A 21,279-nucleotide genomic window follows, 5' to 3' on the forward strand; every position below is an offset into this window, starting at 1 on the left:
CGGTCGGCCACCGGCCGTCTAGCCCGCCTCCCCCGCCGGCTCGCCCGGCGCGTGCGCGAACAGCTTCAGCACCGGCACGCCGACCTTGTGGCGGGCGCGGGAGGCCCAGTCGCGGTGGAAGAACTCCTCGACGAAGTGCGGGGCGGTCAGCACGATCACCTCGTCCGCGCCCGTCTGGTCGACGACCGACCGCAACAGGTCCAGCGGACGGTCCTCGACCACCTGGCCGATGGCCTCGGCGCCCGCGTTCCGCAGCTGCTGCAGGGTGTGCGACAGGGCCCGCTCCGCAGGCGGCTCCGCCTGCGCACCCTCGGGCTCGTCGCCCTCCCGCACCGCCTCGTCGAACTCGCCGAGGGCGACATCGTCGATGGCCCGCAGCAGCACGTCCTGCTCGCCGCGCGGCTGCATGAGGACGACGAAGGAGACCTCGTCGTCGCCGTGCAGCGTGGTGACGAAATCCACGTCGGCGGGCGACAGCGGCTTCTCGATCATCAATACGCTCGTGAACACGACGGGCGCCCTTCTTCTCCGCTTCATGGACCGCCACGGAGCGGTGGTCCGACAGAAACCATCCTGCCCCGTCCCGGAACGGGGCCTTCGTTCCTTCAGTGTGCCCAATGGGAGCTAAGCGGAACGAGAAATTCCGCCGAACGCCCGGGAGCTGGGGTGAAACGGTTCATGGGCGGCGGTACCGGGTGAACAGGAATCCGTCGTCCTCCAGTACGGATGCGAGCCGGAACCGTTCCGGTACCGACAGGCCGGGCGCGTTCATGATCCGCGGCGCGTCCCCCACCGTCACCAGCGGCGCGAGCGACAGGCACAGCTCGTCCAGCGCACCCGCCGCGGCGAACTGGCCGAGCAGCCGCGGCCCGCCCTCCGTCAGCAGTCGGGTCAGCCCCAGGTCCGCGAGCGCGCCGGTCACCCGTGCGGGGTCCACCGCCGCGCCCTCCCCGACGAAGACCACCTGGGCACCGGCCGCCCGCGCGGCCTTCACCCGGTCCTCGTCGGCGGCCGCGCCGGTCAGCAGGACCGTGGGCACCAGCGGCTGCGTGAAGAGGGGCAGCGAGAAGTCCAGGTCCAGGCTCGCGCTCACCACGGCGATGGCCGGCGCGGGCCCCTGCCCGGCCGCCGCCCGCCGCGCGGCGAACGCCTCGCGCGCCCTGGCCGGCCGGTACCCCTCCTGGCGCACCGTCTCGGCGCCGGCGATCACCGCGTCGGCCAGCCCGCGCAGCACCCCGAAGATCCGCATGTCGGCGTCACTGGAGAGGGGCTGCGAGCGGCCCTCATGGTGCGCGGCGCCGTCCACCGAGGACACCATGTTGGCGCGCAGCCATCCGTGCGACGCCTCCGTACCGTCCGGATACGCGTACGCCTCCGCCAGCTCGTCCAAGGTCCATTCCCGGTCTTCCATCCACTCCCGGTACCCGTCCAGCGGGGACGACACCGCTTCGCCGGCGGTTCCTTGAAACGGTGCGCTTCCGGACGGCGCGGACTGGGCTGGAGAGGGGAACAGACGTCGCATAGGCCGCAGTGTGGCACGGAGACGGCCGTGTGACATGCCTCGCTCAGCGGTCCGGCTCGTGCCGTGCAGCGACTACGCTGGAGCGCTGTGTCACCTTCCATGCCCTCGTCGCCCTCGCAGCCCGCTCCGATAACCGGCCAGGCCACCGCCGGCCCCTCGGACGACGCGGCCCCGGCCGCGCTCACCGCGCGCGCCCCGCACGTCCCCGCCGACCGGCTGGTCGCGGAGATGGTGCCGCCGCCGCGCTTCCAGAGCGCGCGCTTCGAGACGTACATCCCGGACCCGGCGCAGCCCAGCCAGGCCGAGGCGGTACAGGTGCTCGGCTCCTTCGCGGCGAGCATCGGAGGCGGCGCGAGCTCCTCCGGGGGCAAGCGGCGCTGGTTCTCGAAGAAGCCCGCCGCACCCCAGGGCCCGCGCGGCGTCTATCTGGACGGCGGCTACGGCGTCGGCAAGACCCACCTGCTGGCATCCCTGTGGCACGCCACGCCCGCCGCACCGGAGCTCAAGGCGTTCGGCACCTTTGTGGAGCTGACCAACCTGGTCGGCGCGCTGGGCTTCCAGGAGACGGTGCGCACCCTCAGTGGCCACCGCCTGCTGTGCATCGACGAGTTCGAGCTGGACGACCCCGGCGACACGGTGCTGGTCTCCTCCCTGCTGGCCAAGCTGGTCGAGCACGGCGTGGCACTGGCGGCCACGTCGAACACGCTGCCGGGCAAGCTCGGTGAAGGCCGCTTCGCCGCCGCCGACTTCCTGCGCGAGATCCAGGGCCTGAGCGCGCACTTCCGGCCGCTGCGCATCGATGGCGAGGACTACCGCCACCGGGGGCTGCCCGAGGCGCCTGCGCCGTTCGACGACGAGACCGTCACCCGGGTCGCGTACGCCACGCCCGGCGCCTCGCTCGACGACTTCCCCGGGCTGCTGGACCACCTCTCGAAGGTGCACCCGAGCCGGTACGGCGCGATGTGCGACGACATCCGGGCGGTCTGCCTCACTGACGTACAGGCGGTGCCGGACCAGTCGACGGCGCTGCGCCTCGTGGTGCTGGCCGACCGGCTCTACGACCGCGAGGTGCCGGTGCTGGCTTCCGGTAAGCCGTTCGACGAGCTGTTCAGCGAGGAGATGCTCAAGGGCGGCTACCGCAAGAAGTACTTCCGCGCGATATCCCGGCTGACGGCGCTCGCCCGGGACGCGAAGCAGCTGACGGAGCAGTAGGCCCAGAAGCGGGCCGGAGCACGGCCCGGAGAGGGGCGCTACGCCCTTCAGGGGTGGTCCACGACACTCTACGCGCGTGGTTCCCGGCGGCCTTGTGACGTGGTACACACATCCGGTCACATCACCTGTCCGCCAGCAGGGAGTTGCTTCATGTCCACAACACGACGTCAGATCCTTGCAAGAACCGGCGCGGTGGGGGCGGGAATCGCCTTCTCCGGCGCCGTCTCGGAGATCTTCGCCGGTACCGCTGTGGCCCAGTCGACGGGCCGCAGCGGCTACGGACCGCTGGTTCCCGACCCGGACGGCCTGCTCGATCTCCCGAAGGGCTTCCGCTACAAGGTGCTGTCCCGGGAGGGCTCCCCGCTGCTCTCCGGTGAGGGCAAGGTACCGAGCAACTGCGACGGCATGGCGGCCTTCCGCGGCCGCCGGGGCCACACCCACCTGGTGCGCAACCACGAGAACCGTAAGAAGTCCCGCTCCGCCGTGCCCACCGTGCCCGGCATCACCTACGACCCGATGGCCGAGGGCGGCTGTACGGCCATCGAGGTCGACGCGGACAACCAGGTGGTCTCCGAGCGGGTCGCCATCGCCGGCACCTCCACCAACTGCGCGGGCGGCCCCACTCCTTGGAACACCTGGCTGACCTGCGAGGAGACCGAGTTCAGGGCGGGCGAGGAGGGCTACACCAAGGACCACGGCTTCATTTTCGAGGTCGATCCGTACGACCCGCAGCGCACCGGGGCGGTGCCCCTCACGGACATGGGCCGCTTCCAGCACGAGGCGATCGCGGTCGACCCCCGGGACGGCACGGTCTACGAGACCGAGGACGCCTTCGAGAAGCCGTTCGGGCTCTTCTACCGCTTCCACCCGAACGCGCCGCTGGGCGGCATCGGTTCGCTGCGCGCGGGCGGCCGGCTGCAGGCGATGCGCGTACCGGGGGTGAAGGACCTCTCCGCCATCAAGGAGACGGGCGCGACGTTCGAACGCATCGAGTGGGTGGACGTCCCGGACCCGCTCGCGAAGCAGACGCCCATCCGCTTCCAGGACTTCGGTACGAAGGGCATCACGCACGCCCAGAAGCTGGAGGGCTGCTACTGGGGCGGCTCCTGCGTGTACTTCGTGTCCAGCTTCGCGCACCGGGAAGAAGGCTCGGCGGGCGACCACTACGGGCAGGTGTGGCGGTACGACCCGAAGGCGCGCTGTCTGACGCTGGTGGTCGTCTTCGGTCCGGACAGCGATCTGCAGCTGCCCGGCGAGTCCCCCGACAACATCTGCCTGGCGCCCAGCGGCGGCCTGATGGTGTGCGAGGACGGCGAGGGCGCACAGCACGTCTTCGGGCTGACGCGGAAGGGTGCGGTGTACCCGATGGCGCGCGGCCGGCAGAACATCGGGACGCCGGAGGAGCCGGAGTGGGGCGAGTTCGCGGGCGTCACCTTCGCGCCGGACGGGCGCACGATGTACGTGAACTGCTACCAGCCGGGGACGACGTTCGCGGTGACGGGGCCGTTCTGACAGCGACCGTGATCAGCGCCCTTCGGGGCTGAGCGCGCGCACCGCCCGTAGGGGTCGGCCGACCGGCCCGTACGGGCGGTGCGCCGGTTGCCGTTGCCGCTCACGTACGCCGCGAGCTGAGCGCACAGGCCGCCGTGACGGCCGCGGCGGCGATCAGCGCGGCCGCCCCCAACGGCAGCCAAGGAATGGTCACCGTGCCGTCGGACGAGCCGGTGACCAGGCCGCTGACCGCGGCGTTCGCGGGCGAGGCGGCGGTGACGAGCAGCAGCAGGGCGGCCAGCGCGCCCGTGGGGACCGCCCATCCCGCGCTGCGCAGCACCGGCCGGTTGGCCAGCGCGCCGGCTGCGGCGCCCAGCAGGACGCAGGAGAGCGCCGTGAGCGCCCCGGCGAGGGTCGCGGGCCCCATCGGTACCACCGTGCGGTGATCGGCGCTGTGCGGGTCGGAGACCAGCGCGACGAAGCCCGTACCGAGCGCCCCGAGGACCGTCGTGGCCAGCGCCGCGGTCAGGACGGCCGCCAGGTGCGCGCGGCCTGGGCCCGCGGCAGCCGCGGTGCAGGCCCGCGCGGCGGGCGGTTCGCCGGTCACGCAGGCCCGTACCAGCCATACGGCCACGGGCAGCAGTGGCGCTGCGGCGTACCCGTATCCGTCGAGCACCGGATCACCGGCCCGGATGCCGATCGCCACGAAAGCGGCGTACAGGAGGGCGGGCGGCAGCCAGCGGTGCGAGCCGATGAGCAGCGCGAAGTGATAGCGGAGCAGCGGGATCACGGGGTATCGGGCCTCGGTGCGGTCTGGGCGGGGTGGGCCGGGTGCGCGCCTTCGGGGGCTACGGCCTGGATGTGCCACGGCGGACGGGCCGTGAGGAGGGCGTGCAGCAGCGTGTCCGAGTGCGCGGCGGGGACGGTGAACCGGGTCGTGCCGTCCGGGCCGGGCACGGTGGCGGGCGCGCCCGGGAGGCCGGGCGGCGGGATGGCGCCGGGCGGGCCCTGCGCCACCACGGTCACGCGCGGCCCCGGGGTGGCGTGCGCCGCATACGGAGGCGCGTCCTGCGGATGCAGGCCCGCGTCCACGATCCGATAGCAGGCGTCCGCGGCGCCGGCCAGGCGTGCCGGGTCGTGGTCGACGAACACGACGGTGCCGCCGGCCGCGACGCGCTCGGCCACGGCGCGGTCGAGGGTGCCGCGCGCCGTGCCGTCCAGGCCGGTCCACGCCTCGTCCAGTACGAGCAGTTCGGGCTCGGCGAGCAGCGCCTGTATGACGGCGACCTTCTGGCTGGTGCCCTTGGAGAGCTCGGCGAGCGGCGTACGGGAGTGCCCCGCCGCCCCGAAGCGCTCCAGCCACTCGGTGGCCCGGCGGGCCGGCGCGGCACCGCGCAGCCCGTGGACGCGCCCGAGATGGCCGAGGTACTCCACGGCCGTGAAGGGCAGCGCCGCGGGGAAGCGCTCCGGTACGTACGCGGCGCGCGGGCGTCCCGTGACGCGGCCCGTACTCGGTGCGTCGATCCCGGCGAACAGGCGGAGCAGCGTGGACTTGCCGCTGCCGTTCGTGCCCTCGATGCGCAGCAGGGACGCGCGCGGCACTTCGAGGTCGACGTCGCGCAGCACCCAGGGGCCGCGCAGGCCGTAGCGCCGCCCCACCTTGTGCAGCCTCATTCCGGTGTCCGCCCCCGTGCCGGTGTTCGCCATAGTGCCGGTGCTCGCCTCAGTACCGGTGCTCGCCTCAGTGCCGGTATGCGCCCTCGGTGCCGGTCCCCGGGCCTCAGCCGTTCGACGACTGGGCGGGCTTTGCCTCGCTGGGCCGTACGATCACGAACCCCTCGCCGTCCAGGCGCAGCTGTACCGCCTCGCCCGACCCGCCGCGGATCATCGACCCGACGCTCTGCGAGCGGTGCAGCGAGGTCTTCAGCGCGGCGCTCCAGCCGACCACCGCGTCGGTGTCCACGAAGACCGGCAGCTGCGGGCTGACCGGGATGACGATCGGGTTGCCCTCGCACATCACGCCGAGCTGGCCGTGCCCGGTGAACACGGAGTTGAAGAGCCCGCCGCCGGTCATTCCGGCGCCCTTCACGACCTTTATCTCGTAGGACAGCGTGGCATCGAAGCACAGGATGTTGCGGCCGTTGAGGGTGATGCTGTCCCCGGGGGCGAGGTCGACGATGAAACAGTTCTGTGCCTCGTGCGCGAACCACACCTCCCCCTGGCCGCGCACGGCCATCAGAGCCAGCCCCTCGCCCGTGACCGCACGCTTGAGGAACTTGCCCACCCCCTGGCCCTGCTTCTCGAACTGCAGGTTGCCGCGGAAGGCGACCATCGAGCCCTGGCGCGCGTAGCACTCGCCGTCCACCGCGTACTTGATCGACTTGGCGTTCTGCAGCGTCATGCCGGGGGCGGTGGCCGGGGTGACCAAGTTCTCGGACGAGAAGAGTTCGCTCTGCATGGTGAGGATGATCGCCCGGAACGTTCCGCTCCGCCAAGAAGGTCCGGCGGACGGCCGCGCCGGGGATTGTCAGTGGCTGCTGGCAGACTGAATTCGTGAGCAGCACCGAGACCCCAGAGACCCCGGTCGTCCCGCACAGCGAGACGCCGTCCGACACTCCGCGCCGTGCGGAGACCGACCGCGACGCGGCACCGCAGTTCGTACTGCCGCTGGTCGTCCGGCTGGAGAAGGCCGCGCCGCCGGCGCGTACGGACGCGCTGGAGACGGCCGCGCGGGCGGTCCTCGTACTGCTCTCGGACGAGCGCGCGCTGGACGACGGCGAGTGGGCCGCCGCCGTGCGGGACTGGCAGGACGCCCGCATCCGCAAGGTCGTGCGGCGGGCGCGGGGCGCGGAGTGGCGGCGCGCGGCGGAGCTGCCGGGCATCACGATCACCGGCGACTCCGCCGAGGTGCGGGTCTTCCCGCCGGTGCCGCTGGACGGCTGGCCCAAGGAGCTGGTCAAGCTCCAGGTTTCGGGCACGGAGCTGGACGACCCGGAGCCGCCGGGCGCGCCCGACCCGGCGGCGCCCGTGCTGTGGCTGAGCCCGGAGCTGGACATGTCGGCGGGCAAGGCGATGGCCCAGGCGGGCCACGGCGCGCAGCTCGCGTGGTGGGAGCTGTCCGGCCCCGAGCGCGCGGCCTGGCAGGCGGCCGGCTTCCCGCTGTCGGTACGCACGGCGGAGCCGGACCGGTGGGCGGAGCTGACCCGCAGCGGCCTCCCCGTCGTCCGCGACGCGGGCTTCACGGAAATCGCCCCCGGCTCCTGCACGGTCGTCGCCGAGGGGGGTGAGCGCTTCTGTCCTCTCCCCCGGATAGGACGGCCGTCCGGGAGGTGAACGGGGCCGGCCGCGGGGCTCGGCCGTGGTGAGCTGACGGCCCCGCTACGTTGCTGCCGCGCCGTCACGCCGTCACGCCGTCACGCCGTCACGCCGTCAGCAGGGTCACCGTGGCGAGGAGCAGGGCGATGCCCGCGGCGACGATGGCGACGGATGTCCAGGAGCGGCGGTATCCGGAGTCGGTGAACCGTACGGTCCGCGCAGCCGGGGTCGGGTCCGCGCGGAACGGCTGCGGTTCGGGCGGGTTGTCCCTCCACCGTGCGGCGAGCATCCGGGCACGCGCCGACGGCTCCTTCGGCCCCTGCTCCGCCCACTTGATGTCGAAATTGATGTCGAACTCGTCGGGTATATCGCCCCGTTGCTCCATCATAGCCGGCACTGTAGCGATGCCGCCGGGGCGCATGAGTGGCGCCTGCTAGGGCTCCGTCTTGGTCCACGGTTTGACGCCGAGCTTTCCTGTGGTGCCCAGGTCGAGGTGCGGGGTGACGGTGACCGGGTCGGCGCCGGGCTTCGCCCGGATCCGCACATGGGGCACGTTCACTGACGTACCGGACCCGGTGGTGTTGCGCCACACCAAGCCGGCGGTCGCCGACTCGCCGGGTTCGAGCGTGACCGGGCGGGGCTGCTCGTCGGGCCCGACGCCGGTGGTGATGTCGCCACTGCCGTGGAGGATCTTGATGCCATGGACGGGTTCGAGGTCGCCGTCCAGGAGTTCCAGCAGCGGGTAGCCCTCGACGGTGTAGTCGCGGGTACCGCAGTTGTCGAGGTGCAGGCCCACGACACGCAGCCCCATGGCCGCGTCGCCCTGGTCGGCGCTGACGCGGATTCCTGAGGTGGGGCAGGTGCCCGGCTCGGCCGGCGCCTCCCGCGCGGGCACCTTGCTCACTCTGAGGACCTTGGCCCGCGTCACCCGCGGCGCGCCGGGCGGCAGTTCTTCGGCCCGGACCGTACCGCGCACGGTCTTCCCGGGGCGGACATCGCGCACGGTCGCGGTCCGATTCGACATCGCCCCGCCGTCGCTGCTCGTGAAGGTGATGACGATCGAGTAGGTCAGCGTCTCGGTGCCCTCGTTGGTGACTTCGTAGGCGGCGACGGCCTCTGAGTCCGTTGAGTCCCTTGAGACCGTTGAGTCCGTTGAGTCCGTGGTCGACGGGAGGGTGAGTGAGGTGATTCGTACGTCGTCCATGCCCGGGTCGTCAGTCTGTGCGCGGGACGACGGTACTGACACGGGGGCGTCGGTGTTCCCGGGGGTCGCGCGCTCCGTTCCGCAGGCCGTGAGGAGCAGGGCGGTCGCGGTGAGCGCCGGTAAGAGGGCAGCGGGTCTTCGCATTCGGTCACCTCACCAGGGCGTGGGCCAGGCTCCTATGGCGGAGGCCATAATTCCGGCGATGAGATGACTTGGGGGGAGCCCGCCCGGACTCAAATGCCCTGCCACGTGCGGCGGTTGCGGGCGACCGTGTGGATGCGGTCGGCGGTTGCGGGGGTCAGTACGCCGCCCAGGGCGCCGAGTGCGGTGACCGCCTGCGCTCCGAGCACGAGCCGTACGTCCGCGTCGTCGCCCTTCGCGTCCGCGTCGGCAAGCGGCTCCGCCCCGGATCGGTCCGCCCCGGGTCCCTCCGCCCCGGATCGGTTCGGCAGCCGTTCGATGTGGCGCGGGCCGATGAGGACGAGTACGGGGTGGACGGGGACCGGGAAGCCGCAGGCGCGGGTCAGGGCGTAGGTCGCGCGGTCGGCGCGCTGGCGGGCCCGGCGCACGTACGGCTGCGGGCGCCGACCGCGCCCCGGGCGCACATCGGTGGTGTCGGCCCGTACGAGCGCGGCACGCACGTACTCCGTGGCGAGGCAGAAGACCCCGCCCGGCCCGATGAGCAGGTGGCTGATCTCGCTGCCGGGTGGCAGCGGCAGGGAGTGCAGTACGTGCCAGCCGCCGCGGCCCAGCCGTTCCAGCTCCGCGCCCACCGCGCACTCCGCGGCGAGCCGGTGCCGCCACTCGTCCTGTACGGGCCGCCGGGCCAGCAGCCGGGCGGCGAAGAGCGCGGGGCCGTCGAGGGGGTGCGCGGCGAGGTGGGTACGGAGCACCTCCCCGGGGCGGTTCGGCGCGAGGTCGTCGTCCGGCGGCAGAAAAAGCCGATCGGGGTCGTTGTCCGGCGGCGGGAAGAGCCGATCGGGATCGTTGTCCGGCGGCAGGAAGAGCCGATCGGAGTCCTCGTCCGGCGGCAGGAAGGGCCGTTCGGGGTCGTCCGGCGTCGGTCCCACGGACATCACCCCTCGCGCACCCTCACGGGCCTCGCTTCGGCGGGCAACCGCCGCGGCGACTGCCCCGCCCTTCCCCCATGGGACCAGGAGCCCGCGGCACGGGCAAGAGCGAGTGAAGGTACGCAGAACGAGCCGGTGAACGTCCACAAAAGGGTGGGAACGCGCGTCCGGTCGTGGTACATCGTGATGATGCCGATGTCGACGTTGAAGGAAGCGGACCTCGCGGATCCGTCCCGGCTCGAAGCCGCCCTGCGTGCCAACCTCGCGGCCTTCGAGAGGCGCGAGATCGCCGTACCCGAGGGCGTGCGCCGCGCCGCCGTGTGCCTCACGGTGCTCCCGTACCGCGACGAGCCGCACGTACTGGTGATCAAGCGGGCGCCGCGCGGCCGCAACGCCGGGCAGTGGGCGCTCCCCGGCGGCCGCCTGGACGAGGGCGAGTCGGCGGCGGCCGCCGCGCTGCGGGAGCTGGCCGAGGAGACCTCGGTCGACGCCGGCCCCGAGGAGATCGCCGGGTATCTGGACGACTTCCGTACCGACTCCGGGTTCGTGATCACGCCGCTGGTCGTCGTCCCGCGCGAACCGGCGCTGCCGCGGCCGGCCCCCGGGGAGGTCCAGTCGGTGCACCATGTACCGCTGCGGCGGCTGCGCGAGCCGGACCTGCCGCGGTGGGTCACGGCTCCGGACGGCGGGCCGCTGCTGCAGATGCCGTTGCGCCCGGGGATGGTGATCCACGCGCCTACCGGTGCGCTGCTGTGGCAGTTCCGGGAGGTGGCCCTGCTCGGCCGCCCGACCCGGGTCGACACGGTGACCCAGCCGGAGTTCACCCGACGGTGAAGGTGAACGGGAGAGTCGGCGAGCGTGGGCCGCGCAACGACCCCTTACGCCGCACAACGACCCCGTATGTCACGCAGCAGCCCCCGTACACCACGCACCGCCCCCGTACGCTGCGCAAAGACCGGGAAAAAGCTCAGATCCGGCTCTGAACCCGGCCGATGGATGGTTCGTCCTCCCCAGAGAGGTGATGAGTACGGAATACGCGGAGTCGGGAGTGCAGGGGGAACGGGGAGCCATGGAGCAGCCAAGGCATACGGGCGATCGGGAGCGGCGGGCGCGCCACACGCGCCTGGGTACCGGCATCGGCTGGCGGCCGGAGATCGCCGACGGTATCGCCCGGCTGCCCGGTATCGACTGGGTCGAGGTCGTCGCGGAGAACATCTGTCCCGGCCATCTCCCGCCCGCCCTCGAAGCGCTGCGCGCCCGCGGCACGACGGTCGTGCCGCACGGCGTCTCCCTCGGGCTGGGCGGCGCCGAGCGGCCGGACGCCGGGCGGCTGGCCGCGCTGGCCGAGCGCGCCGAAGCGCTCGCCGCGCCCCTCGTCACGGAGCACATCGCCTTCGTACGGGCCGGTGGCGAGCTCACCGGCGGGCCGCGTATGGAGGCGGGGCACCTGCTGCCCGTACCGCGGACGTACGACGCGCTGGACGTGCTGTGCGAGAACGTACGCATCGCACAGGACGCGCTCCCGGTACCGCTGGCGCTGGAGAACATCGCGGCGCTGGTCAACTGGCCGGGCGAGGAGCTGACCGAGGGGCAGTTCCTCGCCGAGCTCGTCGAGCGGACCGGCGTACGGCTGCTGATCGACGTGGCGAATCTGCACACCAACCACGTCAACCGGGGCGAGGACCCGGCGGCCGCGCTGGCCGCGCTGCCCGTGGAGGCGATCGCGTACGTCCATGTCGCGGGCGGTTTCGAACGGGACGGGGTGTGGCACGACAGCCATGCCCACCCCGTGACGCAGCCGGTCCTGGACGTACTGGCCGAGCTGTGCGCCCGCGTCGGGCCGCCCGGCGTCCTCCTCGAACGCGACGAGAACTTCCCCGCTACGGAGGAGCTGGCCGCCGAACTGGACGCCATCCGAGCCGTCGTCGAGGGGACGCCGCCGAAGCCCGCCTCCCCACCTGCACCGGTGCCCGGCCGCCGTCCGGGGGACGTCGAAGCCGCCCGCGCCCGTCTGGCCGCCGCGCAGGAAGAGCTGCTCGCGGCGCTCGTGGCGGGCGAGCCGGACCCCGCGGGGTTCGACGGGGAGCGGCTGGCCGTGCAGCGGCGCGCGCTGGCGGCCAAGCGCGCCGATGTGATCGCCTCGGTCGCGCCGGAGCTGCCCGGCATACTCGGAGCGGACTACCGCAGCGCCTTCCTGGACTACGCGCAGGCCCGGCCGATGCGTGGCGGCTACCGCCGTGACGCGCTGGACTTCGCCGGCCATCTGCTCGCCCTCGGGCTGCCGGCGCACCCCGCCGCGCGCCGGGAGCTGACACAGTGGTGGCGCGAGCGTGCGGGCCCCACCCCGCCGTCGGACCGCCCCGCGGCACGGCTGGCCCGGCTGGCCCGCACGGTGACCGGCCGCCTGCTGCCCAATAGGGACCACCCGGCAGACGGCGGTGCGGCCCCGGGCGGCACGACGGACGGCACAGCGGACGGTGGCCCGGCCCCGGACGGCACGGTGCACGGCCGGAGCGCACCCCCGAGCGTGCCGACGGGTGCCTCGCGGGTGGAGTATGGCGACAGACCCCGGAGCAGATCCCGGAGTGGGAGGTAATCACTTTGTCCTTCGCGCAGTTGGTGTACTGGGCCGTCGCCGCTTCCTCAGTGGTGCTCATCGCCGGTACGGTCCACACCCGCCGCGCCACGCCGTCCCCCCGGACCCCCCTGCTCGTCGACGTGGACTCGCACGACCTCTGGGAGAACGCTTTCCTCGCCGGCGGTCCCGGCCGGGTCGCCGACGCGGCGATCGCCGGGATGCACGGCGACGGCCGACTGGCGATCGGCGGCCCCGGGACGGTCACCGCGCGCCGCCCCGCCGTCTCGCACGACCCGGTCGAGTCCGCGGTACTGGAAGCGCTCGCGCGCACGCCCGGCGGCTCGCTGACGCGGCTGCGCCCCACGGTCATGCACAGCGCGGCCGTCCAGCAGATCGGCGACCGGCTGGCCGACCGCGGCCTGCTGCGCCGCCCGGAGACGGGCCGGCGCTGGCGGCAGCTGGCCCGGCTGCAGATCGGTGCGTGCATGTGCGTCTTCTTCCTCGGCATCTTCCAGTCGGTGACGGGCGGGCTGGACGACGGCGCCCCGCAGTACCCGCAGAACATGCCGTTCGTACTGAAGGTGACGCCCGCGGTGTTCGCGGGGATCTTCGTCGGCACGCTGTGCCGGAGCGCGGTGCGCCGCCGCATCACGAAGGCCGGCAAGCGGGCCCTGAAGCGGTTCCGCGCGGCGAACAAGGCGGCCGCCGCCGACCCGGCGGACCGGTCCGCCGCGCTCACCGTGGCCGTCGGCGGCGTGGCGGTGCTGGTGGACCGCGTACTGCGCGATCACCTGCTGGAGGCGCAGCGGGCCGCGGCCGGCACCGCGACGGCCGCCGCGGTGTCCTCCACGGGCCCTGGCGCCGACTGGAGCGCCACCGGGGACAGCGGCGGGACGTGGTGCGGCTCGGGCAGCTGAGAGGCGCTCACGCCCGCACGAGCGGCCCCGGAAACCCGCCAACGTACCAACCCCCGCCTCCCCTTGAGCGGTCTTCGGCGAACGGGGGGCGCGGGCCGGGCGGGCCCGATTAGCGTGCGGTGCCGCACCAGGAGGCACCATGCGAACCGTCACCGGAACCGGTCTCGTCGTCGCCGCACTCGTCGCGACGGCAGCCGCACTGCTCTTCCCCATCCTGTCCTTCGCCGGGCTGTCGGCAGCCGGCACCGACCCCGACGCGGGCACCGTCGCCACCCGCTCCGGCCCGCTCTCCGCGCTCGACCGCGACTTCGTGACCAAGGTACGGCTGGCCGGGCTGTGGGAGCTGCCGGCCGGGCAGCAGGCGCAGGAGCGCGGCACCACCAAGGCCGTACGGACCGCGGGCGACCACCTCGTGACCGGGCACGTCGAACTCGACCGGCGCGTACGGGAGGTGGCCGCGCAGCTCGGCGTCGACCTGCCCAACCAGCCCAACGAGCAGCAGCAGGGCTGGCTCTCCGAACTGGAGGCCGCGCGCGGCGCCGAGTACGACCGGAAGTTCGCCAACATCCTGCGGCTGGCGCACGGCAAGGTCTTCACGGTCGTCGCGCAGGTCCGCGCGACCACCCGCAACTCGCTGGTCCGCGAGCTGGCGGACGACGCCAACGCGACCGTGCTCGATCACATCACCGTGCTCGAACGCACCGGTGTCGTGGACTTCGACGCCATCGCGCGGGACACCCAGGCGTCGGGTTCGCCGACGCCGCCGGCCGCGCCGCCGCCCGTACCGGCGACGCCGTCGGCGCCGCCCGCACCTCCCGAGCCCGCCACCCCGTCCGCGACGTTCTCGCTGCCGCCGGCCGCCTCGGCGCCCGCCCCGGAGGACACCGGCCGCGCGGGCCGGTCCCACGGGGAGGACGCGGAGCGCTGACCCCGGAGGCAGCGAGACAGCCACCCCGCGCCCCCGTACGGTCTCTTCCGGGGCATCCCTTCCGACACCGGCGCCCGGTGCTTTACATCATCAAATCCCCGCTCAAGTATCCCTTTTGTCACACACGGTGACGCCATTCGGGGCGGCACGGTGACCACGAAGGGACGGCTTGTGAAGTCAGTAGCGTTGTTCGGCGCCATCGGGTCACTGGTCCTGGGCACCCTGGCGGCCGCTCCGGCGGACGGCGCGGAGGCGGAGACCGGACTCCCCGCGCCCGCCCCGAAGAAGATCTCATGGGGCCGCTGCGCCCCCGTGGAGCACCTGCCGTCCGGCGTGGAGTGCGGCAAGGTCCGCGTGCCCCTGGACTACGCGCACCCCGAAGGCAAGCAGATCGACCTCACGGTCAGCCGGCGCCGCGCCACCGGCCCCGCGCGCGAGCGGCAGGGCGCGCTGCTCTACAACCCCGGCGGCCCCGGTGGCACCGCGATGCCGTTCCCCATGTACGGCGAGCTGCCCGAGTGGCGCCGCACGGCCAGGGCGTACGACTTCGTCGGCTACGCGCCGCGCGGGGTGGGGCGGTCGGCACCGCTCTCCTGCGAGGACCCCGAGAAGTCGTCGAAGGCGCCCTCGGACAGCCCGGTGCACCCCTCGGAGCGCTTCAAGCAGCAGAAGCTCAAGGAGGCGCGGGAGTACGCCGAGGGCTGCGCGCGCCGCGCCGGGTCGGCGCTGCAGCACTACAACACGCTGAACAACGCGCGTGACCTGGAGATGCTGCGGGCCGCGCTGGGCGAGAAGAAGCTCACCTTCATGGGCGCGTCGTACGGCACCTATCTGGGCGCGGTGTACGCGACGCTGTACCCGGAGCGCGTGCGCCGCATCGTCTTCGACAGCGTCGTGAACCCGGCCCCGGACCACATCTGGTACCGCAACAACCTCGAACAGAACATCGCCTTCGAGGGCCGCTGGCACGACTGGCGCACCTGGGTGGCCAAGCACCACAAGACGTACCGCCTCGGGACGACGGCGGAGGCGGTGGGCAAGTCCTACTACCGGGCGGCCGCGCAGCTGCGGCGGAAGCCGGCGGGCGGCAAGGTCGGCCCGGCCCAGCTGCAGTCCGCCTTCCTGACGGCCGGGTACAGCGACCACTACTGGCCCATCCGGGCGGCCGCGCTGTCCAAGTACCTCAAGGGCGACCCGAAGCCGCTGATCGCGCAGGCGGCGCCGGACCCGGCGGACGCGGTGTCGAAGGAGAACGGCGACGCGGTCTACTCGGCCGTGGAGTGCAATGACGCGGAGTGGCCCCGGGACTGGGCGACGTGGGACCGCGACAACACGATCGTGGCGCAGGCCGCGCCCTTCGAGACCTGGGACAACGCGTGGATGAACCTGCCCTGCGCGTTCTGGCCCCGGCCGGCGCGCACGGTGCAGCAGCGCCCGCTGGACGTCCGTACGGCCCCCGGGGCGCTGCCCCCGGTACTGCTGCTCGCGGCGGAGCGGGACGGCGCCACGCCGTACGCGGGCGCGCAGGAGCTGCACCGCAGGCTGGCCGGGTCGACGCTGGTCACCGAGCGCGACGCCGGCAACCACGGGATCGCCTTCGGCGAGAACGACTGCGTGAACAAGTACACCGAGGATTACCTGCTCACCGGGCGGGTCCCGGCGCGGGATGCGTTCTGCAAGCCGCGCAAGGAGCCCGAGCCCGGCGAGAAGTGAGTCGGGCGCGGAACCAGGCCGGTCGGGCGGGGCCCGGTCAGGCCAGCCCGGCCACCAGCTCCGAGACCGGCTTGCGGCGGCCGGTGTAGAACGGCACCTCTTCGCGGACGTGCAGCCGCGCCTCGGAGCCGCGCAGGTGCCGCATGAGGTCGACGATGCGGTACAGCTCGTCGGCCTCGAAGGCGAGGATCCACTCGTAGTCGCCGAGCGAGAAGGACGGCACGGTGTTGGCGCGCACGTCCGGGAAGCCGCGGGCCATCTTGCCGTGGTCCGCGAGCATCCGGCGGCGGTCCTCGTCGGGGAGGAGGTACCAGTCGTACGAGCGCACGAACGGGTAGACGCTCACGTAGTCGCGCGCCTGCTCGTCGGCCAGGAAGGCCGGGATGTGCGACTTGTTGAACTCGGCGGGGCGGTGCAGCGCCATGTTCGACCAGACCGGCTCCAGGGCGCGGCCGAGCTTGGTGCGGCGGAAGAGGTTGTACGCCTCCTGGAGCGCGTCCGAGCTCTCCGAGTGCCACCAGATCATGATGTCGGCGTCGGCGCGGATGCCGGACACGTCGTACGTGCCGCGGACCACCACGTCCTTGGCGGCGAGCTGCTCGAACAGCTCGTCGACCTCTTCGGCGTAACCGCTGCGGTCCTCCGGGAGGGCGGCACGCAGCTTGAACACCGACCAGAGGGTGTAGCGGATGACCTCGTTGAGGTCCTTCGCCTTCTTGCCGGCGTTCGGGGTCTTCTCGGGCGCGGGCCCAGGGGTGGCGTCAGTCATGTCGTCCATTCTCACTCGTCGGCCGGAATGCCCGGCGTCAGGGTGGCCAGTACCGCGTCGGCGGCCTTTGTCGCGCTGGCGATGCAGGCCGGGATGCCGACGCCCTCGTAGAGCGCGCCGCACACCCGGAGGCCGGGGAGCCGGCCGACGGCCTCGTGGATGCGGGCCACCCGCTCCAGGTGGCCCACCGGATACTGCGGCAGGCCGCCGTCCCATCGGGTGACGCGCGCCTCTACGGGCGCGGCGGGCAGCCCCACCGCTTCGCGCAGGTCGGCCAGCGAGAGGTCCACCAGCTCGGCGTCCTCGCGCGCCAGGTCGGCGGTGTCCCCGTGGCGCCCGATCGAGGTACGCAGCACGAAGAGGTCCGGGTCGGCGGCGTCGATCCAGCCCCACTTGTTGCTCGCGAACGTGGCCGCCTTGATCTTGTGGCCGTCGACCGGCGGGACGAGGAAGCCGCTGCCGGTGAGCTGCCCCTCGACGTCGGCGCGCCGGAAGGCCATGGTGACCAGCGCCATGGAGGCGTACTCGACGCCGTCCAGCTCCGTGGCGGCGGCGGGGCTCTCGTGGCGGAGGAGGCGGGCCGCGGCGGGCGCGGGGCAGGCGAGAACGACGGCGTCGGCCCGTTCGATCCGGTCCTCGACGTGGACCTCCCAGCCGTCGCCGGACCGCCGCACCTGGTGCACGGCCGTGTTCAGGTGGATCTCGCCGCCCTTGGCCCGTACCGCGTCGGCGACCGCGCCCGGCAGCGTGCCGATGCCGCCGTCGATGCCCATGAAGACCGGTCCGGACGCGGCGGGACCCGTCTGGTGCACGGTGGCGGCGGTGCGCGCCTGAATGGCCCGCACGCCCTCCGTAAGAGAGCGGTGATTCCGCGCCGCCTCGAAGAGCTGCGGAACGGCGGCCCGCATGGAGATGCGGTACGCGTCGCCCGCGTACACCCCGCCCAGCAGCGGCTCGACGAGCCGGTCGACGACCTCCCGGCCCAGCCGCTCGGCGACGTACTCACCGACCGCGACGTCCTCGCCGACCTCGGTGCGCGGCAGCTCGGCGTCCTCCTCGATGCGCGCGAGGCCCTCTTCGGAGAGCACTCCGGAGGCGGCGAGCGGCGCCGGGCCGCCGGGCACGCCCATGACGTGCCCCTTGGGCATCGGGCGCAGCGCGCCGCGCGTCCAGAGAGCGGCGGTCGCGGTGGACGGCGGCTGCAGCCGGTCGCCGAGCCCGACTGCCCGCGCGAGCTCGACCGCCTCCGGACGCCGGGCGAGCATCGATTCGGCGCCCAGGTCGACCGGTACGCCCGCGACCGCGCCGGCCCGCAGCTTGCCGCCGAGGCGCCCGGACGCCTCCAGTACGGTCACCCGCGCGCCGCCGTCGAGCGCGCGGTGCGCGGCTGCCAGACCCGAAATGCCGCCGCCGATCACGACGACGTGGCCGGGCGCGTGGCCCGTACCGGTGTGCGCTGTGCTCATGCCCCCACTCTCTCAGAGCCCGCCCGGCGCCCGGCCCTGGGAGCCGGTCCGGGGGCTCCACTATGCTCGCGGCTTCATATAGGGACGGGCGAGCGGAGGCGGGGTGGCGCCATGGTCCCGCGCGATCCGCAGGCCGGGCCCGCGAGCGGGCGATCGGCAGCCGATCGTGTGCTCGCCCTCCTCGGCGCCTTCGACCACGCGCACCGCAGCCTGACCCTGACCGCGCTGGCCCGCCGGGCCGGCCTGCCGCTGGCCACCGCGCACCGGTTCGCGGGCAAGCTGACGGAGTGGGGCGCGCTGGAACGCCGCGCGGACGGCCGGTACGAGATCGGGCTGCGGCTGTGGGAGATCGCGGTGCTCGCACGGCGCGGCGTGGGGCTGCGGCAGGCCGCGCTGCCCTTCATGGAGGACCTCTACGAAGCAACGCACGAGAACATCCAACTCGCCGTACGGGACGGCCTGGAGACGGTGTACATCGAGCTGATCTCGGGGCGCTCGGCGGTCGGGGTGCGTACGAGGGTGGGGGCGCGCTGGCCGCTGCACGCCACCGGTGTGGGCCTCGCGCTCCTGGCGTACGCGCCGCCCTCCGTGGTCGCGCAGGTGTGTGCCGCGCCGCTGCGCCGCTTCACCGAGCGCACCATCGGCGACCCGGCACTGCTGCGATCGGTCCTCGCGGACGTGCGTACCTCCGGGGTGGCGGTCAGCGAGCGGCAGATCACGATGGACGCGGTGTCCGTGGCGGCGCCGGTCCGCGGGCCGGACGGGCGTGCCGTGGCCGCGCTGTCGGTCGTCGTCCCGGTGAGCGAGGGCCGCGCGGCCCTGCTCGCACCCGCGGTACGGGTCGCGGCGCAGGGCATCTCGCGGAGTCTGCCCGTTCTTTGAGTGGCCCTTGCGCATCGGGGCCCTTGCGCATCGAAGGTGCGACGCGCAACCCCCGTGCACGCATGTTTCCAGCTGCTGGAAGGGCCCCTTGTCCGCTCCTGAGGCGCGACCGCACAGTCTGATGCGCCGTGGGGCCGCCCGGGTCCCTGTGCGTCGCCGAGGAGGCCACTCATGCCCGTTCCCACCGCATTCGCCCGCGACCAGTGGTACGTCGCCGCGTACGGAAGCGAAGTCGGCGGCGAGGCCGGCGGCGGGGAGATCCTCGCCCGTACCGTCTGCGGCGAGCCGCTCGCGCTCTACCGCACGCCCGAGGGCGAGGCCGTCGCGCTCGCCGACCGCTGCGTGCACCGCCGCTACCCGCTCTCCGAAGGCACGCTGGAGGACGGCCGGCTGGTCTGCGGCTACCACGGCTTCACCTACGACCGGGCCGGCTCCTGTGTCTCCGTACCGGGGCAGACCCGTGTGCCGCGCACCGCGCGCGTCGCCTCGTACCCCGTCGCCGAACTGGACGGCTTCATATGGGTGTGGATCGGCGACCCGGCGCGCGCCGACGCGTCCGCCGTGCCGCGCGCCCCCTGGCTCGCCGACCCGAAGCGGACCGTCGTACGCGGCATGGAACCGCTCAACGCCCGCTACGGCCTGCTCATCGACAACCTCCTGGACCTCTCCCACGAGACGTTCCTGCACGGCGGTTACATCGGCACCCCGGAGGTCGCCGCCACCCCGATCACCACCGAGGCCGACGAGGAGCGCGGCATCGTCCGGGTCAGCCGGCACATGGACGACGCCGAGTGCCCGCCCTTCTACGCCGACTCCACAGGCCTGAAGGGCCGCGTCAGCCGCTGGCAGGACATCGAGTACCACGCGCCCTGCCTGTACCTGCTGCACAGCCGGATCGCGCCGGTCGGCTCGGTACCGGGCGCGGACGGCAGCGACCCGGACGCCTTCCACACCGAGATCGCGTACGCCATCACCCCGTCCACGGAGACGACGACGTACGACTTCTGGCTGGTAGCACGGGACTTCGCCCGCGAGGACGAGAAGGTCAGCGACTTCCTCCACGACTTCAACCGCACCGTCGTCCTTCAGGACGTGACGGCGCTGGACATCCTGGAGAAGGTCACGGCCGAGGAAGAGGGCCGCCGGGTACAGGAGTTGAGCATCGGCATCGACGCGGGCGGGCTGGCGGCGCGGCGCGTACTGGAGCGGATGATCGCGGGGTCGGCCCGATGAGTGCCCCCTCCCTCGCCCTCCTCGATCTCGTCGTCGCGCGCAAGCGGGCCGTCGCCGATGGCGTGTGTGAGCTGTCGCTGCGCCGCCCGGACGGCGGCCCGCTGCCCGCCTGGTCGCCCGGCGCCCACCTGGACCTGCACCTCGCGCCGGGCCTGGCTCGCTCGTACTCCCTGTGCGGGGACCTGGCCGTACGGGGCGAGTGGCGGGTCGCGGTACTGCGCGAGACCGCTGGCACGGGCGGCTCGGTATACGTGCACGACCGCCTCGCCGCAGGCGACAAGATCACCGCCACCGCGCCCCGCAACCACTTCCCCTTCGAGCCCCCGTCCGCTCCCCCCGCCCGCTGCCTCTTCCTCGCCGGCGGCATCGGCATCACCCCGCTGCTCCCGATGATCGCCGCGGCGCAGGCCTTCGAGGCCGACTGGCGGCTGCTCTACGGGGGCCGCACGCGCGCCTCCATGGCGTACGCCGACCGGCTCGCCGCATACGGGGAGCGCGTCACGCTGCGCCCGGAGGACGAGTACGGGCTGCTGGACCTGGCGGGCTTCCTCGGGGACGCGCCCCCGGGCACGCTCGTGTACGCCTGCGGGCCCGAGGCACTGCTCACCGCCATCGAAGAACAGTGCCGGGCGGCGGGGCTGCCCGACGACGCCCTGCACGTGGAACGCTTCCGCCCCGCTCCCGCCGCCGACGGCACGGACACGCCCTTCGAAGTGGAACTGGCCGACTCGGGGCGCACCGTACGCGTACCGCCCGGCCGTTCGATCCTGGAGGCGCTGGAGGACGCCGGCGTACAGGTGCTCTCGTCCTGCCGCGCCGGCACCTGCGGCACCTGCGAGACCGAGGTCCTGTCCGGCACCCCCGACCACCGCGACCACCTCCTCACGGAAGCGGAACGCGCGTCAGGCGACACCATGCTCGTCTGCGTCTCCCGCTCCCACGGGCCACGCCTGAAGCTGGCGCTCTGATCCGCGCTACC

General features: G+C 73.3%; 21 protein-coding genes. 11 read left to right on the forward strand and 10 right to left on the reverse strand.

The window, feature by feature from the left end; translation table 11 throughout:
* Nucleotides 1-18 precede the first annotated feature (18 nt).
* Both AB0I82_RS31010 and AB0I82_RS31015 read right to left on the reverse strand, forming a co-directional pair.
* Nucleotides 19-510 carry an indole-3-glycerol phosphate synthase gene (locus AB0I82_RS31010; protein WP_363260748.1) on the reverse strand — a complete coding sequence of 164 codons (492 nt, stop codon included), beginning with the start codon at nucleotides 508-510 and terminating at the stop codon, nucleotides 19-21.
* Nucleotides 511-676: 166 nt separating this feature from the next.
* Nucleotides 677-1,411, reverse strand: coding sequence for a pyrimidine reductase family protein (locus AB0I82_RS31015; RefSeq protein ID WP_363260749.1), 735 nt, complete (start codon nucleotides 1,409-1,411; stop codon nucleotides 677-679).
* A gap of 198 nt (nucleotides 1,412-1,609) precedes the next feature.
* Between AB0I82_RS31015 and zapE the strand changes: the two genes are divergently transcribed.
* Both zapE and AB0I82_RS31025 read left to right on the forward strand, forming a co-directional pair.
* The gene (zapE, locus tag AB0I82_RS31020) at nucleotides 1,610-2,734 is read left to right on the forward strand and encodes a cell division protein ZapE (protein ID WP_363260750.1); all 1,125 of its coding nucleotides are present in this window, start codon (nucleotides 1,610-1,612) and stop codon (nucleotides 2,732-2,734) included.
* Between the two features lie 150 nt (nucleotides 2,735-2,884).
* Nucleotides 2,885-4,246: an alkaline phosphatase PhoX gene (locus AB0I82_RS31025; protein WP_363260751.1), complete on the forward strand. Its 1,362-nt coding sequence runs from the start codon at nucleotides 2,885-2,887 to the stop codon at nucleotides 4,244-4,246.
* A gap of 100 nt (nucleotides 4,247-4,346) precedes the next feature.
* Here AB0I82_RS31025 and AB0I82_RS31030 read toward each other — a convergent pair whose 3' ends face one another.
* From AB0I82_RS31030 to AB0I82_RS31040, 3 genes are all read right to left on the reverse strand, one after another.
* Nucleotides 4,347-5,015 (reverse strand): ABC transporter, encoded by a 669-nt coding sequence (locus AB0I82_RS31030; protein WP_363260752.1) that lies wholly within the window; start codon nucleotides 5,013-5,015, stop codon nucleotides 4,347-4,349.
* Entirely contained in the window at nucleotides 5,012-5,899 is an 888-nt protein-coding gene (locus AB0I82_RS31035; protein ID WP_363260753.1) for an ATP-binding cassette domain-containing protein, read from the reverse strand. The genes AB0I82_RS31030 and AB0I82_RS31035 overlap by 4 nt, the downstream gene beginning before the upstream one ends.
* A gap of 106 nt (nucleotides 5,900-6,005) precedes the next feature.
* Complete coding sequence (locus AB0I82_RS31040; RefSeq protein ID WP_363260754.1) at nucleotides 6,006-6,683, reverse strand: AIM24 family protein; 678 nt, start codon at nucleotides 6,681-6,683, stop codon at nucleotides 6,006-6,008.
* 95 nt (nucleotides 6,684-6,778) lie between these two features.
* On the opposite strand from AB0I82_RS31040, the gene AB0I82_RS31045 reads away from it, so the two are divergent.
* Entirely contained in the window at nucleotides 6,779-7,558 is a 780-nt protein-coding gene (locus tag AB0I82_RS31045; RefSeq protein ID WP_363260755.1) for an aminoacyl-tRNA hydrolase, read from the forward strand.
* A gap of 88 nt (nucleotides 7,559-7,646) precedes the next feature.
* Here the strand turns inward: AB0I82_RS31045 and AB0I82_RS31050 are convergent, their stop codons facing one another.
* The 3 genes from AB0I82_RS31050 to AB0I82_RS31060 all read right to left on the reverse strand — a co-directional run bounded on the left by AB0I82_RS31050 (nucleotide 7,647) and on the right by AB0I82_RS31060 (nucleotide 9,820).
* Nucleotides 7,647-7,925 (reverse strand): hypothetical protein, encoded by a 279-nt coding sequence (locus tag AB0I82_RS31050; RefSeq protein WP_363260985.1) that lies wholly within the window; start codon nucleotides 7,923-7,925, stop codon nucleotides 7,647-7,649.
* 48 nt (nucleotides 7,926-7,973) lie between these two features.
* Nucleotides 7,974-8,888: a DUF4232 domain-containing protein gene (locus AB0I82_RS31055; RefSeq protein ID WP_363260756.1), complete on the reverse strand. Its 915-nt coding sequence runs from the start codon at nucleotides 8,886-8,888 to the stop codon at nucleotides 7,974-7,976.
* A gap of 89 nt (nucleotides 8,889-8,977) precedes the next feature.
* Entirely contained in the window at nucleotides 8,978-9,820 is an 843-nt protein-coding gene (locus tag AB0I82_RS31060; RefSeq protein WP_363260757.1) for a nuclease-related domain-containing protein, read from the reverse strand.
* A gap of 189 nt (nucleotides 9,821-10,009) precedes the next feature.
* Here AB0I82_RS31060 and AB0I82_RS31065 point away from each other — a divergent pair, with 189 nt between their 5' ends.
* The 5 genes from AB0I82_RS31065 (at nucleotide 10,010) to AB0I82_RS31085 (ending at nucleotide 15,950) form a co-directional block, all read left to right on the forward strand.
* A complete protein-coding gene (locus AB0I82_RS31065) occupies nucleotides 10,010-10,648 on the forward strand; it encodes an NUDIX domain-containing protein (protein ID WP_363260759.1) in 639 nt (212 codons plus the stop codon).
* 235 nt (nucleotides 10,649-10,883) lie between these two features.
* Nucleotides 10,884-12,410, forward strand: coding sequence for a DUF692 domain-containing protein (locus AB0I82_RS31070; RefSeq protein ID WP_363260760.1), 1,527 nt, complete (start codon nucleotides 10,884-10,886; stop codon nucleotides 12,408-12,410).
* Between the two features lie 5 nt (nucleotides 12,411-12,415).
* Complete coding sequence (locus AB0I82_RS31075; protein ID WP_363260761.1) at nucleotides 12,416-13,309, forward strand: TIGR04222 domain-containing membrane protein; 894 nt, start codon at nucleotides 12,416-12,418, stop codon at nucleotides 13,307-13,309.
* A 139-nt stretch (nucleotides 13,310-13,448) separates the two neighbouring features.
* Nucleotides 13,449-14,237 (forward strand): DUF4142 domain-containing protein, encoded by a 789-nt coding sequence (locus AB0I82_RS31080; protein WP_363260762.1) that lies wholly within the window; start codon nucleotides 13,449-13,451, stop codon nucleotides 14,235-14,237.
* A 171-nt stretch (nucleotides 14,238-14,408) separates the two neighbouring features.
* Nucleotides 14,409-15,950, forward strand: a complete 1,542-nt coding sequence (locus tag AB0I82_RS31085; protein WP_363260763.1) for an alpha/beta hydrolase — start codon at nucleotides 14,409-14,411, stop codon at nucleotides 15,948-15,950.
* Nucleotides 15,951-15,987: 37 nt separating this feature from the next.
* Here AB0I82_RS31085 and hemQ read toward each other — a convergent pair whose 3' ends face one another.
* Nucleotides 15,988-16,728, reverse strand: a complete 741-nt coding sequence (gene hemQ / locus AB0I82_RS31090; protein WP_030252339.1) for a hydrogen peroxide-dependent heme synthase — start codon at nucleotides 16,726-16,728, stop codon at nucleotides 15,988-15,990.
* 2 nt (nucleotides 16,729-16,730) lie between these two features.
* Nucleotides 16,731-18,185: a protoporphyrinogen oxidase gene (hemG, locus tag AB0I82_RS31095; RefSeq protein WP_363260764.1), complete on the reverse strand. Its 1,455-nt coding sequence runs from the start codon at nucleotides 18,183-18,185 to the stop codon at nucleotides 16,731-16,733.
* Nucleotides 18,186-18,296: 111 nt separating this feature from the next.
* On the opposite strand from hemG, the gene AB0I82_RS31100 reads away from it, so the two are divergent.
* From AB0I82_RS31100 to AB0I82_RS31110, 3 genes are all read left to right on the forward strand, one after another.
* Nucleotides 18,297-19,067 (forward strand): IclR family transcriptional regulator, encoded by a 771-nt coding sequence (locus AB0I82_RS31100; RefSeq protein ID WP_363260765.1) that lies wholly within the window; start codon nucleotides 18,297-18,299, stop codon nucleotides 19,065-19,067.
* A 171-nt stretch (nucleotides 19,068-19,238) separates the two neighbouring features.
* Complete coding sequence (locus tag AB0I82_RS31105; RefSeq protein WP_363260767.1) at nucleotides 19,239-20,300, forward strand: aromatic ring-hydroxylating dioxygenase subunit alpha; 1,062 nt, start codon at nucleotides 19,239-19,241, stop codon at nucleotides 20,298-20,300.
* Nucleotides 20,297-21,268, forward strand: coding sequence for a PDR/VanB family oxidoreductase (locus AB0I82_RS31110; RefSeq protein ID WP_363260768.1), 972 nt, complete (start codon nucleotides 20,297-20,299; stop codon nucleotides 21,266-21,268). Before AB0I82_RS31105 ends, AB0I82_RS31110 begins: the two co-directional genes overlap by 4 nt.
* Nucleotides 21,269-21,279: the final 11 nt, after the last annotated feature.

The organism is Streptomyces sp. NPDC050315, assembly GCF_040655775.1.
GTDB lineage: Bacteria > Actinomycetota > Actinomycetes > Streptomycetales > Streptomycetaceae > Streptomyces.

Bases quoted from the DNA above. Each gene is read 5' to 3' on its own strand.
- AB0I82_RS31015 (WP_363260749.1), bottom strand. From the start codon at position 1,411: ATGGAAGACCGGGAATGGACCTTGGACGAGCTGGCGGAGGCGTACGCG.
- AB0I82_RS31025 (WP_363260751.1), top strand. From the start codon at position 2,885: ATGTCCACAACACGACGTCAGATCCTTGCAAGAACCGGCGCGGTGGGG.
- AB0I82_RS31035 (WP_363260753.1), bottom strand. From the start codon at position 5,899: ATGAGGCTGCACAAGGTGGGGCGGCGCTACGGCCTGCGCGGCCCCTGG.
- AB0I82_RS31040 (WP_363260754.1), bottom strand. From the start codon at position 6,683: ATGCAGAGCGAACTCTTCTCGTCCGAGAACTTGGTCACCCCGGCCACC.
- AB0I82_RS31050 (WP_363260985.1), bottom strand. From the start codon at position 7,925: ATGGAGCAACGGGGCGATATACCCGACGAGTTCGACATCAATTTCGAC.
- AB0I82_RS31055 (WP_363260756.1), bottom strand. From the start codon at position 8,888: ATGCGAAGACCCGCTGCCCTCTTACCGGCGCTCACCGCGACCGCCCTG.
- AB0I82_RS31060 (WP_363260757.1), bottom strand. From the start codon at position 9,820: ATGTCCGTGGGACCGACGCCGGACGACCCCGAACGGCCCTTCCTGCCG.
- AB0I82_RS31065 (WP_363260759.1), top strand. From the start codon at position 10,010: ATGTCGACGTTGAAGGAAGCGGACCTCGCGGATCCGTCCCGGCTCGAA.
- AB0I82_RS31070 (WP_363260760.1), top strand. From the start codon at position 10,884: ATGGAGCAGCCAAGGCATACGGGCGATCGGGAGCGGCGGGCGCGCCAC.
- AB0I82_RS31080 (WP_363260762.1), top strand. From the start codon at position 13,449: ATGCGAACCGTCACCGGAACCGGTCTCGTCGTCGCCGCACTCGTCGCG.
- hemQ (WP_030252339.1), bottom strand. From the start codon at position 16,728: ATGGACGACATGACTGACGCCACCCCTGGGCCCGCGCCCGAGAAGACC.
- hemG (WP_363260764.1), bottom strand. From the start codon at position 18,185: ATGAGCACAGCGCACACCGGTACGGGCCACGCGCCCGGCCACGTCGTC.
- AB0I82_RS31100 (WP_363260765.1), top strand. From the start codon at position 18,297: ATGGTCCCGCGCGATCCGCAGGCCGGGCCCGCGAGCGGGCGATCGGCA.
- AB0I82_RS31105 (WP_363260767.1), top strand. From the start codon at position 19,239: ATGCCCGTTCCCACCGCATTCGCCCGCGACCAGTGGTACGTCGCCGCG.
- AB0I82_RS31110 (WP_363260768.1), top strand. From the start codon at position 20,297: ATGAGTGCCCCCTCCCTCGCCCTCCTCGATCTCGTCGTCGCGCGCAAG.